Here is a 14,582-nt window from a genome sequence, read left to right as displayed (position 1 = left end):
GACTACCCTATATTATTTAGATATTTCTGCACAAAAAGACCAGGTGTAAAATAGTAAGCTTCTAATAATGCAGCGATATTTTCAACTCTGTGAGACTTTGTGCTTGTACTTTGAAGCGAGTGACCGAACTGCTTTAAGTTTTCACGCAGTAAGTCTAATGCTTGTTGATCCACTACTTTGACACTGTCGTTAATTACCACCGTCGCCTCCTTTTTGCCGGGAGCTTGCAGAGTGACACCGGTATACTTGGCGGATTCACCATATTGTCTTTTGAACCACTCTATCGAGTGATATAGTTGTTTAATGTTATCCCTAGATATTGCCAAGTGCGTCGATTCAGATTTAGCTTCCAAAATCAGATAATGGCCGTCATTCAGACACCACAAAACATCTGGCCCATTGCCTAATTCCTTTTCTGGTCGTTGCGATGCAAACCCCAGGAATCCCCCAAGCAAATAAAGCTTCTCCTCAAAAGTATTGTAGTCAACTTCTGGTATATATTGTAGGCCTTCTAGAATTGATTTTATATACATCACGACATCCTGAGGGCGGTCGAACTCGGCAATATTCTTCTGAACAAGAAAGGGCTGATCTGTCTTCTTCCTAAGCATCTTAAAATCAACATCGCCAATAAGGGGGTGGAACATATTATTGGCAAACGAACACGCTTTTATCTGTAAGCTGTTGGATTGCGTTCTATCTTTTTGATAAATTAGTTGTGCCGCCAATTGGTAGTACCATGCTTTTTCCTTATCGCTAATTTCAAGCTTATTAACTATTTCGTCCAAGATGAGGTTACTTGCCTTAGAATAATCTCTTTTTCTAAATTCAATCAGTGCTCTGCGCTCTGCCTCCGCGATTTCCAGTCTAATTTTTTTACGATCATCTAACTTATCTGCCTCGACGCCAGACAATTCTTGTCCGTGAAATCTGATCCAGTCTGGATGCTGAGACAAACATAGGCTAGCAGTATCCTTAACAAGGCTTAGAGAATCTTCTGATTCCTCATCATCCAATAGAGTCAGCCCCATTTTCAGCTGAGCGCGAGTAACTGGCGTAAAATATTTTAGGTTTTTATCAATACCTATGAAGTTGATTAAATCAGTACCCATAAGAAACACCACACAGAAATCACTTCCAGATCTTACGGCACGCCCCAATCCTTGTTCAATTATTTGCGCCTTTCGTCCTGATTTTAAAGTATCTAGTCGAGTTTCGAGGTACATCTCCTGGGCAGACCCCGAAACAGGTAAGCCGTCTACGACAAGAATACGGCAGTTATTGCCATTCAAGTCAATTCCATCGTATCTGTTGGCAAAAACCAAAAATTTACCCTGAGCGCCGTCCAACGTTGATAACACCTTCTCGATGTTATCTCTATCTACCAACGTTGCCCCTAGGCTCTCCCATTGCTTTGCTTGCTGTTTGGACGGAGCTAAGACAGCGACATTAATATTCTCCTTCACGTACCCGGAGATAAACTTTCGAAGCTCTGAGCTAGATAAATTTGGATCTAGCCGATTCGGAGCCAAGATCAATCTCCGCCCAATGTCTTTCCGATCCTTAGGAACAGTGGGATTCAGGATGCTATCTATATTAATTCCTAAGTCCTTTACCAGATCAAAGTCATCTTCAAAAGTAGCTGATAGTATAAATCGATGTTCCGCTCCGTTGAAAGAGTGAATTTCGTGATAGGGAGCCTGAATAGGATTCAACTCCAAAGTCTCTCCACTGATTACACAATCGTAAGACATCAAATTATCTGCAAGAAAATTCCACTTCATTATCAAAGAATCCGAGACATTGAGACTTTCCGTAGGGTTTTCTTTGATATAACTACTCAATATTTCCAACACCTTAGAATGACTGTCCATCCACGCCCAGTAGGGCACCTTCATAACCATATAAGGGTCATCATCTTCTAGGCGTTGGAAACTTCCAGGTAGTTGCTCTTTAAGGCTCTCAGTAAACAATCGAAACAAGCTTCTCGATATGTCATGGCTCCTTAACAGCTTTAATGAAGTTTGGTCTCTTGCGATGTCAACGCATCTATGGGCGTCATCAATGGCCAACGCGCCTAATTTTACCTCGTCACGATTAAAAACCGACTTTCCATTGAATAGCCGTTGAAATGTACATACCAGTATTTTACGTGCGTTAAGGAATTCGGTTGGAAGAGGTGCGTTTGGTGGAAAGTCGATAACAGGGATACCATACAGTTTTGCTTGATCCAGGGTCTGTGACACCAACTGCTTGTCCGGACATAGATATACGACCGGCTTCTCTTTCTCAATCATTTTAGAATATAGCATTAGGAGAGCTGTTAAGGTCTTCCCTGATCCAGTATTCATCTTGCAAATCACATCCTTCACATCTCGACTCTGATGCCAAGCTCGAAGGACTTCCTCCTGAATTCCACGTAAATATCCATAGCCCTCAACATATTGACAGGTTTGATATAATTCTATTGGATCTATTGGGAGCTGTGTATTTTCCTGTGACTTCAGTTTCTTATTAAAGATATTCATGAGTGTTGACGTTATTTGAGGGTTTTTAAATTATCTGACAAATGTATCTATCCAGAAAGATGATATAGGGTACTAATCGAATCATTAAAGCAGTGTGATAAATATTCCTCCTTTCCATATATCTATCTTTTTTGCTACCAAATTGCTACCGAGGCCGTAAGAGCAATTTAACGAGCACAAAATCAACACTCTTAGCATTCCCGTCGCGGTCACCAAGAATCCCCAGAAACACGGCCAAAACCGTGTTTTTGTCGGTTTTGATGCAGGCAAATAAAATCTGCTAATGCAGCTTTGACAATTAGTAGCAAAGCTTTGCGGATTTTATGATACCCGTTTGATATAGCTCCGGCACCCTGAATGAGATGGAGTGATATCAAAGTACTATTTTTGAGTGGGCGTTGCTCCTGCTCCCTCATCTTTCAATTTTCTTCTTTGCCACAATTGTTCTTGGAGTTGAAAATATGCGATCCTGGAATTCAACTCCTCATTTAGTTTCGCTAAACTGTCAATTTTGATCTGCTTTGTTCTAATCTCAAAAGCACCCGCAAGCCTTCCTTCTTTTTGTCCTAGCGAGTAGGCCACACTTCCTACGGCAACTAGCACCGCCAGCATGACTGTGAAAAACGCTTCGTTGGGCAAATGTCCAAACACATTTTTTAGCAAGCCCTTTTTCCCTATACACTCCTGAATTTCAACGTACGAGACATACTGCTTGATAAGCATTGCTGTTTTCTGTTTATCGAATGTGTACGTATTATTTCCCCAGTTGTAAATGCGAACCAGGGAATAGGGCCCCTCTGATGATTTTGCTGTTAAGGCTTAAAATTGTTGCGACTCTGGAACTAACGTTTTTCTAATTAGGGAGTAGCCACATAGAATCATAATACATAGTTGCCCTCTAATTGACATAATTGGTTTATATGGATTTTTGCGGTTCTTGCGGCTCCAGTGGAAGCTACTTGAGTCGAGTAAATGTTATTGATGCGTAGGATATCTGAGTAGGTCCTCCGCAAACGTACTGAAGTTTAACCTGCGAAGAAGGAGTAAGCTCCCCAATCGCGTCAATAGCAATGAAAGGTATTGTCCCTACCTTCTGAAAGTATGAACCTGGAAGAATTCCACCATCGACGTTAACCTGGACTGCTATCAGAGCTCCGGGACCGAGGTTAACTCTGTAACTTATGAGATATGTGCCTGCATTGATGGGAGAAAAAGTTGACGAATTTGGCATTAAAAATCCTGAGAGCTGGACATTACTGAACGTATCAAAAGAATTTGAGGAGTAATAGGATCTGGTGTCGGAATTGTAACCCGTCGCGTAAGTGGCACTTGGAACTCCACTTGTAACAACTAATCTTTGCCACGATCCACCATCGTAAACATAAAGGCCCTCCGATCCCGAGATCTGGTAAACAACCAACCCCTTAGTTGGGGAGATGACATCTGCGGTACTGGCAACCCTTGGAAAGAGAAGCCCTTTGTTGGTCGAAACGACATCTAACTGAGCGGATGGATCGGGCGTCGTCGTCCCAATTCCTACCTGGGCAAAAGACGTGATAGCACAAAACAAGAATGCCGACAAAAGTAAAGTACGAATCATAGAGGTTAGATTGAGAGAGGATTTCCCGCAATAATAACTGATTGCCAGAACATCTCCGCATTCGACTAGGCACATCATTGGCCCCGATTTTATTAATTCGCGATCTACCATATGCGATGAACGGCTTTTCAACTAAGCGATAAATAGCATAGCTAATCGCGGAGCTCATCATCAAAATGAAGAAATATCCAAGTACCGCTATTTTAACAGGACCAAGCGATGGAAATGTTCCAATCAGTCCAGGCCACAGACCGGGCTATGAGCTGGGGGAATTCTACTACTGCCATGTCGTTTGATAGATTGGTTTCTAATTAAAACGACTTTCATGCGCGTGGGTGAATTCCCCCAATTCATAATTGTTTTGTATTCTGGACAGAACAGGAATTTTTCAAATCTTGTATGTAAATTAGTATCCTCACGTAACTAACACCAAGCCGCCATGGATCTTAAAGAACTCAACCATTCTATTCGAAACGTTATCCTAAAAGTTTCCTTCTTTTTCTTGTGGATCGTTATCATCGGGAATATTGGGGTCGTTCTCCTGTCGGACAAAATAGGTTCTCAGAAATTGGAGGCCTTCGGCGGTACCTTACTGGCCGGCGGAGTAATTTTTATAATTCTTCGGTTTGTCCGCCACAGCATCCGCAACAAATAGTCTCATACATTTAACCTACCGTAAAACTCGAAGAATGGACAACGGAATCATCTATTGCAGGAGCTATACCACGGCATGAAAGTACTTTACTCACTGACGGTCGTTGCCCTGTTGCTTTCCTGCAAAAAGAAGGAAGCTGACCCTCATTTATTACCCGGCGAGGGGATCGCTATTGATTTGAGTCCATATCCCACACCCCATAGCCCTTTATATTTTAGGCTGTCTACCCCGCTCAAATGTGGAGAGGAGCAAATATTATCAAACGTTAAGATCAGCGTTCAAGCCGCGACTACAACGGAGTCCCCCGATTTCCAGCAATGTGAAAATCCAAGGCCCGAAAGTCAATCCTCTATTACCTTGTATCCTGGCTCAAAAGTAACCTTGGATGTTTCGTTCTACCATGATATCGCACAGATACTTTTTTTTGCAAGCGCGTATTCTCAAAAAGCCGAACCAATAGGCTTGTGCGAAATAATACTGTATGACCATGAGGGCAGGGTGATCGAGAAAATTGAAATTCCTGAAGATAGAGAGTACAAACAGAGAATTCTTGTTACGACGAAGAACCTAGGACAACTCAAAGAAATAGCGGTCATCTGCAGAAGTGGATTGGCTTATCTTGGAGAAATGTATCTGTACAAAAAGCCACTGGATTTATAATCGAGTGCTGAATATCAAATACCATAATTCGAAATGGGAAGTCGGCTTGCTTGCCGGAATTTCCCTGCTGGTCGCTTCAATGGTAATGCAAGGACATCCTTACCGTTAAATAAGTTACCCTCATTTTCTTCATAAACGGTTTTTGTAGAATTAGTTACTAATTATCTAAAAATTAGGCAACTATAAAATCCGCTGCGCCAGCGACCGACTCCTCGAAAATAGCCCTATTTGGCCTGTAACGCGTAAAAAGATACATTTACAATCAATAGGTTATGCTATTTCAAATCCATCCCTCCATTCATGAAACATTCTAATCTCTTTGCTTACGTCGAACTTTCAAAATTCGTCGAAGGCCTGACCCTCGACCCTAACCGGTGCCGGGCCGACCTGTTATCCATGCACGCCTACTTCAAGATTATCCCATCCAGGATGTTCTCCGACAAACTTGCACCTGAATGGGACGACCTTTGCAATACGGTAACGCGGTCGGGTATCGCCTATGACGACGAGGGCAGGGTAATGATGAATGCGGTTAAAAACACGATAGGCCAGATGTCCAAAGACGAATGCCTGGAAATTGCCGAACGCATAGTTCTTCTTAAGCAAAAGGTTGATGACGAATTTTAGGTACTAAAACGCATCATATGCTCCCCAAGCCAGGCTCCAAGTCTGGCTTTTTACTTTTACCGCTACTCTCTAAAAACAAAGCAAGTAACCTTCCTCGCCCCACGACTTATTAGGACGCTTTAACATAACCAAGCTCCTAATCCCATGAAAATAAAACTCTTACCGGCGCTCCTTCTCGCCGCCTCGTCGGGCGCATTCGCGCAGCAGCAAGTAGCAAACCGCCCAACGGTCGTAGCCGGTTTTCCTGTTAATTACAATGAAGATTCCGTCGGAACTTACACATTACCCGAACTCCTGAAAACTACCGACGGTAAGCCTGTCGCGACAGCTAGGCAGTGGAACGAGAAGCGTCGTCCGGAACTGCTGCGCCTTGTGGAAGAAAACCAGTTCGGCAAAATGCCGCCCAGACCGAAAGATCTGGCATTCCACATTTTCGACGAGGGCACGCCCGCATTCAATGGAAAGGCGATTCGCAAGCAGGTGACGGTGTATTTCACGAAAGACACGTCGGATCATAAGATGAACCTGCTGATATACCTCCCGGCGAAAGCGAGCAAACCGACGCCACTTTTGATGAACATTTCCTTCGCGGCTTACAACCAGATGATCGAAGACAGTGGCCTGCGCGTGGGCGAGATCTGGAACAAGGAGGGCAAAAAAGTAAAGGCCGACAAGCCTACGCCATTCGGGAAACTGAATGTCGAGCAGTTCATAGACGCAGGCTTTGGCTTCGCGACGGTGTATTACGGAGATATCGAACCCGATTTCAAGGACGGGCTGCCTTACGGCATCCGCAAAACCTATTTGAAACCAGGGCAGTCGGAGCCGGCTGCCAACGAATGGGGAGCGATCGCGGCCTGGGGCTGGGGGCTCAGTCGCGCGATGGACTATTTCGAAACTGATAAGCAAATCGACAGCAAACGCATTGCACTGCAAGGCGCTTCGAGGCTCGGTAAAACGGTGCTTTGGGCGGGCATTCACGATCAACGCTTCAAAATGGTGATCGCCAGCATTTCCGGGGAAGGCGGTGCCGCATTGGCACGCCGGAATTATGGCGAGACGATCCGGCATATTTCGGATCCGTCGCGGTATTTGTACCAGTTTGCCCCCAACTATCACGCCTGGGCCGACAAGGTAAATGCGATGCCCATCGACGCGCATATGCTGGTAGCGCTCATGGCCCCACGGCCGTTGTTACTGCAAACAGGAAGCACGGATTACTGGTCCGATCCGAAGGGCGAATTCCTCTCGGCGATTGCCGCCGCACCTGTTTACCGGCTTTTCGGGAAAACGGCACCGTCGGATTCGACTGTGATGCCGGCTGCGGGGGATACTTCGTTACTCATGAACCAACTCGGGTACTACATGCACGAGGGAGGCCATACGGTGCTGCCGGAGGATTGGAAGATGTTTGTACGTTATATGCAAAAGTATTTGTAACGAGTTTTACCGCATTGTCAATATATCTAAAATCAAACACATTTTACTTTATGCAAACGTTTGCATAAATATCTACTTACAGTTGCATTTCCAGTAATCAATGCTTTATTTTGATTCAAATTCAAGCATTTTATGTATTTTAAAATATTTTAAAAATAAATTTTCATCATAAACTTAGATTATTGGAAATGTCAAATATTGATCAAAAGATAAAAGTGGCGATTGTGGGCGTAGGAAACTGCGCCAGCTCGCTCGTACAAGGCGTTGAATACTATACACGCTACTCCGAAAAAACCTCGGGATTAATGGCCGACAATATCGGTGGCTACCGCGCCGCAAACATCGAATTCGTCTGCGGCTTCGAGGTCGACGAGCGTAAAATCGGGTTGAAACTGAAAGATGCCATTTTCACAAAACCCAATTGCGCAATCGAACTCTACACCGACATTACCACCGAAGCACCGGTTTACCGATCACCGGTACTCGACGGCGTTTCGCCGCAAATGCTCGCCTACCCGGCCGACAATCGTTTTGTAGTAAAGGAAGAATTGAAATCTACGGATTTGCTGACGAGCGGCGAAGCCTATAACGAAGCATTGACCGCCAGCATCCGCCAGGAAATCGTCACGCACCTGCAAGCACACGAAGCCGAAGTGCTGATCAACTACCTGCCGGTCGGTTCGCAGCTGGCAACGGAGTTTTACGCCGAAATCTGTCTTGAACTCGGCATTTCGCTGGTGAACTGCATTCCGGTATTCATTGCATCGGATCCGGAATGGGAGCAGAAATTTATTAACGCGGGTATTCCGCTCATCGGCGACGACATGCGGAGCCAGTTTGGAGCGAGTATATTGTCGCAAATGTTGCAGGAACTGGCCTTCGAGCGCGGCCACCATGTAAAAGCACACATTCAGCGTAACGTCGGCGGCAATACCGACTTCCTGAACATGGAAGACAAGAACCGCCTGAAATCGAAGAAAATCTCGAAAGAGAATGTGATCCGCGCCCAAAACGACATCCGCGGCATTTCTACCACCGACAGTTTCCTGCACGCCGGGCCATCGGAATACATCGCATTTTACGGCGACAACAAAGTAGCCAATTTCCGGCTGGAACTGGAAGGCTTCATGGGCTCGCCGGTGACGCTCGACGCACAACTTTCTGTACAAGACTCACCCAACTCGGCAGGTGTGGTGATCGACGCCATACGCTATGTATACGTGGCACGCGAGATGGGGCTTGTGGGCGCATTGCGCGGCCCGTCGGCGGCTACGCAAAAAACGCCGCCGCAACAGATGATGTTCGCGGATGCTACTTACGAATGCCACGCATTGGCCAAACGCGAACTCACCGCATCAACCCGGAAGCAGCTCAAATTAAGCTACGAGTTGGCGGATAAAATGGATTAAAGAGCAGACTTACATACCTAAACCCTCACCTATCTTCCTGCGACCAGCACCTTCACGCCTCGGTCTTCCAGGGATTTGACGGCCTCGTCCGACACGCCGGCATCGGTCACGATGTACTGCACCTGGTCGAGGTCGCAAATTTTCCCAATCCCCCGCTTGCCAAACTTTGTGTGATCGGCCAGTACCACCACAATCTGCGCGGTGCTGATCATTTTTTGGTTTAAACCCGCCTCCGTCAGGTTGCTGATCGACAGCCCGAAATCGAAGTCTATCCCGTCGACGCCGATAAAAAGCACGCCGCACGAAATATGATCGAGAATATACTCGGCATAAGAACCAGCCACCGACGACGAGTTCTGGCGAATCAGCCCGCCTAGTTGCAGCACCTCCACATTCGGCCGGTTGCTGAGCTCCAATGTCACCTTCACAGCCGGCGTGATCACCGTGATCTGCTTGGTCGGATGCAGGCAGCGCGCCAGCTCGAACACCGTCGTTCCCGAGCCGATCATGATCGAATCCGTCTGCCGGATCAGCGTTAATGCCTCACGCGCGATGCTTTGCTTCTCGTCGGAGTTGATAAATTCCTTCTCATTAATCGGCCGCTCTACCGCGTAAGGATTATTGAGCGAACCTCCGCCGTGCGTTCTGAACAGCAGATTTTTGTCTTCGAGGAGTTTCAGATCCTTCCGGATCGTCACGCCGGAAACCTGCATTTGCTCCGAGAGTTGCACGATACTCACCGTACCCGCCCTTTTCAGCTCCTGCAAAATGAATTGATGCCTTTCCGTAATAGTCATTTCGATACACTTTGAAAGCAAGTATAACCATAGTTTCCCGAACACGGAAACCCACTCACACTCCCGGCCCCAATCATACCGCCAGATTTATTTTTCAAATAAAAATAATACAATATAAAGACTAAAAACCGCCCGGATTACTACCATGGGCCGGTATTATCATATTGTTATCATTCCGATGCAATAGTTTCATTTACTTTAAAAAACTTTAATTTTGTTTAAATAATTTAATTTCACTTTGTTTGCATTGCTCTTTGGCTATAATATTTCATGGTTTTTATGCCAATTATACCAAAAAGTGATTCGAAAAGCCTCCAAGGCGCCGGATGCCGATCGAAAAGTGAAATAAATTTTAACACATGATTATGAAAATGTAAAATTTAGATCTACTCAATCCCCTATGAAATCCTTCAACACTTATTTGACAGCCTTCATGCTGCTGCTGGCGCTGCTTTCGGGAGCGCATAGCGTGCATGCACAGGCTACCGATGCCTCGATTACGGGCACGGTGAGAGACGCCACGAACAATGAACTGCTTCCCGGCGCCACCATTACGATCCGTAACGATGGAACCGGTTTTGAAACCCATACCATTACCAATGCCAAAGGCGAGTACGTTCTGCACCAGCTGCCGTTGGGCAAGCCCTATTCAATCAGCGCGTCCTTTGTTGGGCTCCAAACGGTGAAACAGACCGGCTATTCACTCAACTACGGCGACAAATTGAATGTAGACATCGTCCTTTCCGCTTCCGAAACCGCTTTAAAAGAGGTAGTCATTTCCGAAAAAGGATTTACGAAGGAAGTGCAGCAGGCCGGAGCTTCCACTTCCATCACCGCCGCGCAGATCAAAAGTCTGCCTAATGAGGGCCGCAACTTTACACGGCTTAATAACCTGTCTCCCTTGCAAGGTGGCGACAATTTCAGTTTCGGCGGCCAGCGTGCGACCGGCGCGAACGTGACGATCGACGGGATGAATGCCAAGAACCAATGGACCAATGGTACCGTCGCGGAAGGGCCTTACGCCATTTCCCTCGAAGCGATCCGTGAATACAAGGTGATTACCAATGATTATGACGTCACCCAGGGCCGGCAATCGGGCGGGGCGATCAGCGCAGTGACCAAAAGCGGTACTAACAAACTGGAAGGCTCGGCATTCCTCTATTTCAGGAACAACACACTATCCAGCGGCTACGACATCCGCGGCGTGAAGCGCGAGCAAGATTTCAGCAATTACCAGTCGGGTTTTAGCCTGGGAGGTCCATTGATAAAGGATAAACTGCATTTCTTCATCGCCTACGACCGCCAGGATGCCAGCCAGCCGCTCGTAATCGCCGATATCAAAAGCGCCGACGACGAGCAGCGGTACGGTATCCGCAAGGACACGCTCGACAAGCTCATCCGCATTGCCTCCGAGCTTTACGGGTTGAAAGGCCAGCAATACGGCCAGTTTCCACGCAAAACCACGACCAACACGGCGTTCGTGCGCCTCGACTGGCAGATCAACCAGAAGCACAAGCTGACATTGCGCAGCAACACCACCCGGTACGTTTCGCCATTCAACGAAGGCGATAACTCGAATATCAACCTGCTGGAATCCTACAACAATTTCAAGGACGTATCGACCACCGCAATGGCCGCTTTGCGCTCGTCGCTCAATCCGAGGCTAACCAACGAGTTCAAGGTACAATATATGTACTCCTACAAACCGAAAACGCCGCAGAGCTACCTGCCGTTTTCGAACATCCCGCGCGCGATCGTGAATGTAACTTCCCCTTTCCCGACGGAGGCCAACCCGAATGCGACGCAAACAAAGTCGGTACAGTTCGGCGGGCAGCGTTTCAGCCCCGAGTCCAACCGCATGAAGCAGGTACATTTGAGCAATACAGCCTATTGGAATACCGACAAAGTCAATTTCACCTTCGGTACCGACAATATGCTCACTTACATGGAAACCTACCTGTCCAGCGAGCAGAATGGCCGTTTCTTCTTCAACAGCCTCAACGACCTGGCCGCATTGCGCCCGTACCGCTACGCTCGCGAGGTGCCGTTGAAAGGCGCGCCGATCGTGGAGCAAACCGTGCTCGACATTTCCGCATTTGCGCAAGCTGAATACAACCCGATCCGCGACCTGAACGTCGTGCTCGGCGTTCGCTACGATGCCACGGCATTCCTCACCAACGGCGAATACAATGCGACCGTCGACAAGACGTTGGGTGTCCGTACGGACATTAAACCGCAGGATTGGAACAATATCCAGCCACGTTTCCAGGTGACATGGGACATGGGAGGCCGCAAGAAGGATATTCTTAAAATCGGCGGCGGGATGTTCTCTTCACAGCCGCATTACTACGCGCAGGTGAACAACATCCAGAACAGCGGCACGATGGTAGGCGCCATCGACGTCACCGGCGCGGCAGTTCCGAAACCCGATTTCAATGCCTACCGCAACGATCCGTCCACCATCCCCGGCATTCCCGACGGCGTGAACTACATTTCGACGATCAATGCGGTGAACAAGGATTTCCAGGTACCGACCACCTACAAGGCCAATATCAATTACAACCACTTCTTCGGCGACCGTATCCGCGTGGGACTGAATGCGATCGTGGGCCGCACGGTGCACAACTATGTGTATGTGGATCGTAACCTGGCCGACAACCCGGCGTTCAGGCTGGCCAATGAGGATAACCGTGGGGTATTTGTGCCCGCGAAGACCATTTCGGCCAAAGGCGTGACCGACTGGCTGCAATCGCGCAAAACCGCGGATGTGGGCCGGGTACTGGAACTGATTTCTACCGGCGAGTCCAACCAGCTGACATTTGTCGCAGACGCGAGCATTCGCATTGGAAATGACGGGTACGTCAATGCGAGCTACACCATCAACTCGGCGAAGGATAACTCTTCCTATAACTGCTGCGTAGCGAATACTTCCACATTCCTACCGGTGAAAGACGATCCGCGCAACCTCAACTACGGCTATTCCGACCAGCAATTCCGCAACAAACTCGTCATCAACGGCGCAGCGCCGTCCTGGAAAGGCTTCCAGCTCGGCGCGACGCTCATCGGCATCGGCGGCAGCCGTTACAGTTTCCTGGTGGGCGGTAACACGAGTTTGAATGGTGATTTTGTATTGACCAACGACCTTGCTTACGTGTTTGATCCCAACAGCCCGAATACACCTGAAAACATCCGCAAGGGCATCAGCGACTTGCTCAGCAACCCGGAGACGGATCAAAGCGTAAAGGACTACATCAATTCCAACATTGGACAGGTAGCCAAGCGGAACGGCGGCTCCAACCCATTCTATACCACAGTGGACCTGCGCCTGACCAAGGCATTCAGCATTGCCAAAGGCCATAACCTCGAATTTTCAGCCGACGCATTCAATTTCCTGAACATCCTGAACAAGGAATGGGGCCGCAACTACAACCGAGGCAATACCAACCTGCTCAACATCACCGGCTTCGACCAGGCGAAACAGCAATACAACTATTCGGTACAAAATATCGCCACCCGCCCGATCGGCGGTACGCCATGGCGCATTCAGCTGGGTGTGAGATATTCGTTCAACTGACCTTTTCATTTTCCTAAACCAATCCAACAATGACACCAACGACACCCTTTGACCGCATCGGATTACCCAGGCACCTCGCCTGGGGGTATCTGGGCATCCTGATCTTCATGATGGGCGACGGCGTGGAGCAAGGCTGGCTCAGCCCCTACCTCCTCGACCGCGGCATGACGATCCAGCAATCCGCATCGCTTTTCACGGTGTACGGCATTACCATCGCCATTTCGTCCTGGTTCTCGGGCGTCCTGGCCGAAGGATATGGCCCGCGCAAGGCCATGCTGATGGGCATTTTGCTGTATGTGATCGGCACGGTCGGTTTTGTAGGATTGGGCATGGAATCGCTGAATTTCCCCGTCATGCTGCTTACCTATGCGGTCAGAGGATTCGGGTATCCGTTGTTTGCCTATTCGTTCCTGGTATGGATCACCTACCGCACGCCGGAGAACGCGCTCGGGCGGGCGGTGGGCTGGTTCTGGTTTGTGTTTACGGGGGGCCTCAATGTATTCGGTGCCTATTATTCCAGCTGGGCCATCGAGCGGATCGGCTATCAGAACACCCTTTGGAGCTCTATTTTCTGGGTGTCGGTCGGCGCATTTTTTGCATTGGTTTTAAACAAAGACCAGTTCCATTCCACCGGCGAGGCGACTGGTAAAGCCAAAGAGCTGCTCAAAGGTTTCACCATTATCCGCGAAGAACCGAAAGTGCTGATCGGCGGCATTGTACGCATTATCAACACCACGGCCCAGTTTGCATTCCCGGTGTTCCTGCCCACGTACATGGCCGAGCACGGGCTATCCACGCAGGAATGGCTGTGGATATGGGGTACCATTTTTACCAGTAACATCATTTTCAACCTCATTTTCGGCTTCGTAGGCGACCGCCTGGGCTGGCAGAATACCATTATGTGGTTCGGCGGCTTCGGCTGCGGCGTGAGCACCCTGCTCTTTTACTATTCGCCGGCCCTTTTCGAGGGCAACTTCTGGCTGATCCTCATCCCAGGCATTCTCTGGGGCGGCCTACTCGCCGGCTATGTGCCGCTCTCCGCATTGGTACCGTCATTGGTAAAAGAAGAAAAAGGTGCCGCTATGGCGATCCTGAACCTCGGCGCTGGCCTGCCGGTATTCATCGGCCCGGCCATCGTAGGGCTGTTCATCGGCTCCATCGGCAGCGAAGGCGTCGCCTGGACGCTGGCGATTTTGTACTTCGTCAGTACCGTGCTCACGAGGTTTATTACGTTGCCCCAGGCTAGTGCCGTCGAGACGGAAATGGTCAGGAGTGGTCAAGAATAGCCATTT

Annotated in this window: 10 protein-coding genes; 6 read left to right on the top strand and 4 right to left on the bottom strand. The window is 48.3% G+C overall.

What is annotated here, in order from left to right:
- Nucleotides 1-2: 2 nt before the first annotated feature.
- The 3 genes from CLV60_RS22340 to CLV60_RS35200 all read right to left on the bottom strand — a co-directional run bounded on the left by CLV60_RS22340 (nucleotide 3) and on the right by CLV60_RS35200 (nucleotide 4,128).
- Entirely contained in the window at nucleotides 3-2,528 is a 2,526-nt protein-coding gene (locus CLV60_RS22340) for a DEAD/DEAH box helicase (protein WP_106597602.1), read from the bottom strand.
- 381 nt (nucleotides 2,529-2,909) lie between these two features.
- On the bottom strand, nucleotides 2,910-3,251 hold the full coding sequence (locus tag CLV60_RS22335; protein ID WP_106597601.1) for a hypothetical protein: 342 nt from the start codon (nucleotides 3,249-3,251) through the stop codon (nucleotides 2,910-2,912).
- Between the two features lie 232 nt (nucleotides 3,252-3,483).
- Entirely contained in the window at nucleotides 3,484-4,128 is a 645-nt protein-coding gene (locus CLV60_RS35200) for a phage tail-like protein (protein WP_510185975.1), read from the bottom strand.
- A 730-nt stretch (nucleotides 4,129-4,858) separates the two neighbouring features.
- On the opposite strand from CLV60_RS35200, the gene CLV60_RS22320 reads away from it, so the two are divergent.
- The 4 genes from CLV60_RS22320 (at nucleotide 4,859) to CLV60_RS22305 (ending at nucleotide 8,919) form a co-directional block, all read left to right on the top strand.
- Nucleotides 4,859-5,443 carry a hypothetical protein gene (locus tag CLV60_RS22320; protein ID WP_146151583.1) on the top strand — a complete coding sequence of 195 codons (585 nt, stop codon included), beginning with the start codon at nucleotides 4,859-4,861 and terminating at the stop codon, nucleotides 5,441-5,443.
- Nucleotides 5,444-5,743: 300 nt separating this feature from the next.
- Nucleotides 5,744-6,070 carry a hypothetical protein gene (locus CLV60_RS22315; protein WP_106597597.1) on the top strand — a complete coding sequence of 109 codons (327 nt, stop codon included), beginning with the start codon at nucleotides 5,744-5,746 and terminating at the stop codon, nucleotides 6,068-6,070.
- Nucleotides 6,071-6,214: 144 nt separating this feature from the next.
- Nucleotides 6,215-7,510, top strand: coding sequence for a glucuronyl esterase domain-containing protein (locus tag CLV60_RS22310; protein WP_106597596.1), 1,296 nt, complete (start codon nucleotides 6,215-6,217; stop codon nucleotides 7,508-7,510).
- A 188-nt stretch (nucleotides 7,511-7,698) separates the two neighbouring features.
- A complete protein-coding gene (locus CLV60_RS22305; RefSeq protein WP_106597595.1) occupies nucleotides 7,699-8,919 on the top strand; it encodes an inositol-3-phosphate synthase in 1,221 nt (406 codons plus the stop codon).
- A gap of 29 nt (nucleotides 8,920-8,948) precedes the next feature.
- On the opposite strand, the gene CLV60_RS22300 is transcribed toward CLV60_RS22305, so the two are convergent.
- Nucleotides 8,949-9,716, bottom strand: coding sequence for a DeoR/GlpR family DNA-binding transcription regulator (locus tag CLV60_RS22300; RefSeq protein WP_106597594.1), 768 nt, complete (start codon nucleotides 9,714-9,716; stop codon nucleotides 8,949-8,951).
- A 400-nt stretch (nucleotides 9,717-10,116) separates the two neighbouring features.
- On the opposite strand from CLV60_RS22300, the gene CLV60_RS22295 reads away from it, so the two are divergent.
- Nucleotides 10,117-13,290 carry a TonB-dependent receptor gene (locus CLV60_RS22295; RefSeq protein WP_106597593.1) on the top strand — a complete coding sequence of 1,058 codons (3,174 nt, stop codon included), beginning with the start codon at nucleotides 10,117-10,119 and terminating at the stop codon, nucleotides 13,288-13,290.
- Nucleotides 13,291-13,319: 29 nt separating this feature from the next.
- Nucleotides 13,320-14,576 (top strand): MFS transporter, encoded by a 1,257-nt coding sequence (locus CLV60_RS22290; RefSeq protein WP_106597592.1) that lies wholly within the window; start codon nucleotides 13,320-13,322, stop codon nucleotides 14,574-14,576.
- Nucleotides 14,577-14,582 lie beyond the last annotated feature (6 nt).

It is taken from the genome of Dyadobacter jiangsuensis (assembly GCF_003014695.1).
GTDB lineage: Bacteria > Bacteroidota > Bacteroidia > Cytophagales > Spirosomataceae > Dyadobacter > Dyadobacter jiangsuensis.
Note: the sequence above shows the minus strand (reverse complement) of the source record. Positions and strands in the feature narration are given on the sequence as shown.

Excerpts from the sequence above, each read along its gene's own strand:
- CLV60_RS22340 (WP_106597602.1), bottom strand. The coding sequence starts at position 2,528 with ATGAATATCTTTAATAAGAAACTGAAGTCACAGGAAAATACACAGCTC.
- CLV60_RS22335 (WP_106597601.1), bottom strand. The coding sequence starts at position 3,251 with ATGCTTATCAAGCAGTATGTCTCGTACGTTGAAATTCAGGAGTGTATA.
- CLV60_RS35200 (WP_510185975.1), bottom strand. The coding sequence starts at position 4,128 with ATGATTCGTACTTTACTTTTGTCGGCATTCTTGTTTTGTGCTATCACG.
- CLV60_RS22320 (WP_146151583.1), top strand. The coding sequence starts at position 4,859 with ATGAAAGTACTTTACTCACTGACGGTCGTTGCCCTGTTGCTTTCCTGC.
- CLV60_RS22315 (WP_106597597.1), top strand. The coding sequence starts at position 5,744 with ATGAAACATTCTAATCTCTTTGCTTACGTCGAACTTTCAAAATTCGTC.
- CLV60_RS22310 (WP_106597596.1), top strand. The coding sequence starts at position 6,215 with ATGAAAATAAAACTCTTACCGGCGCTCCTTCTCGCCGCCTCGTCGGGC.
- CLV60_RS22305 (WP_106597595.1), top strand. The coding sequence starts at position 7,699 with ATGTCAAATATTGATCAAAAGATAAAAGTGGCGATTGTGGGCGTAGGA.
- CLV60_RS22300 (WP_106597594.1), bottom strand. The coding sequence starts at position 9,716 with ATGACTATTACGGAAAGGCATCAATTCATTTTGCAGGAGCTGAAAAGG.
- CLV60_RS22295 (WP_106597593.1), top strand. The coding sequence starts at position 10,117 with ATGAAATCCTTCAACACTTATTTGACAGCCTTCATGCTGCTGCTGGCG.
- CLV60_RS22290 (WP_106597592.1), top strand. The coding sequence starts at position 13,320 with ATGACACCAACGACACCCTTTGACCGCATCGGATTACCCAGGCACCTC.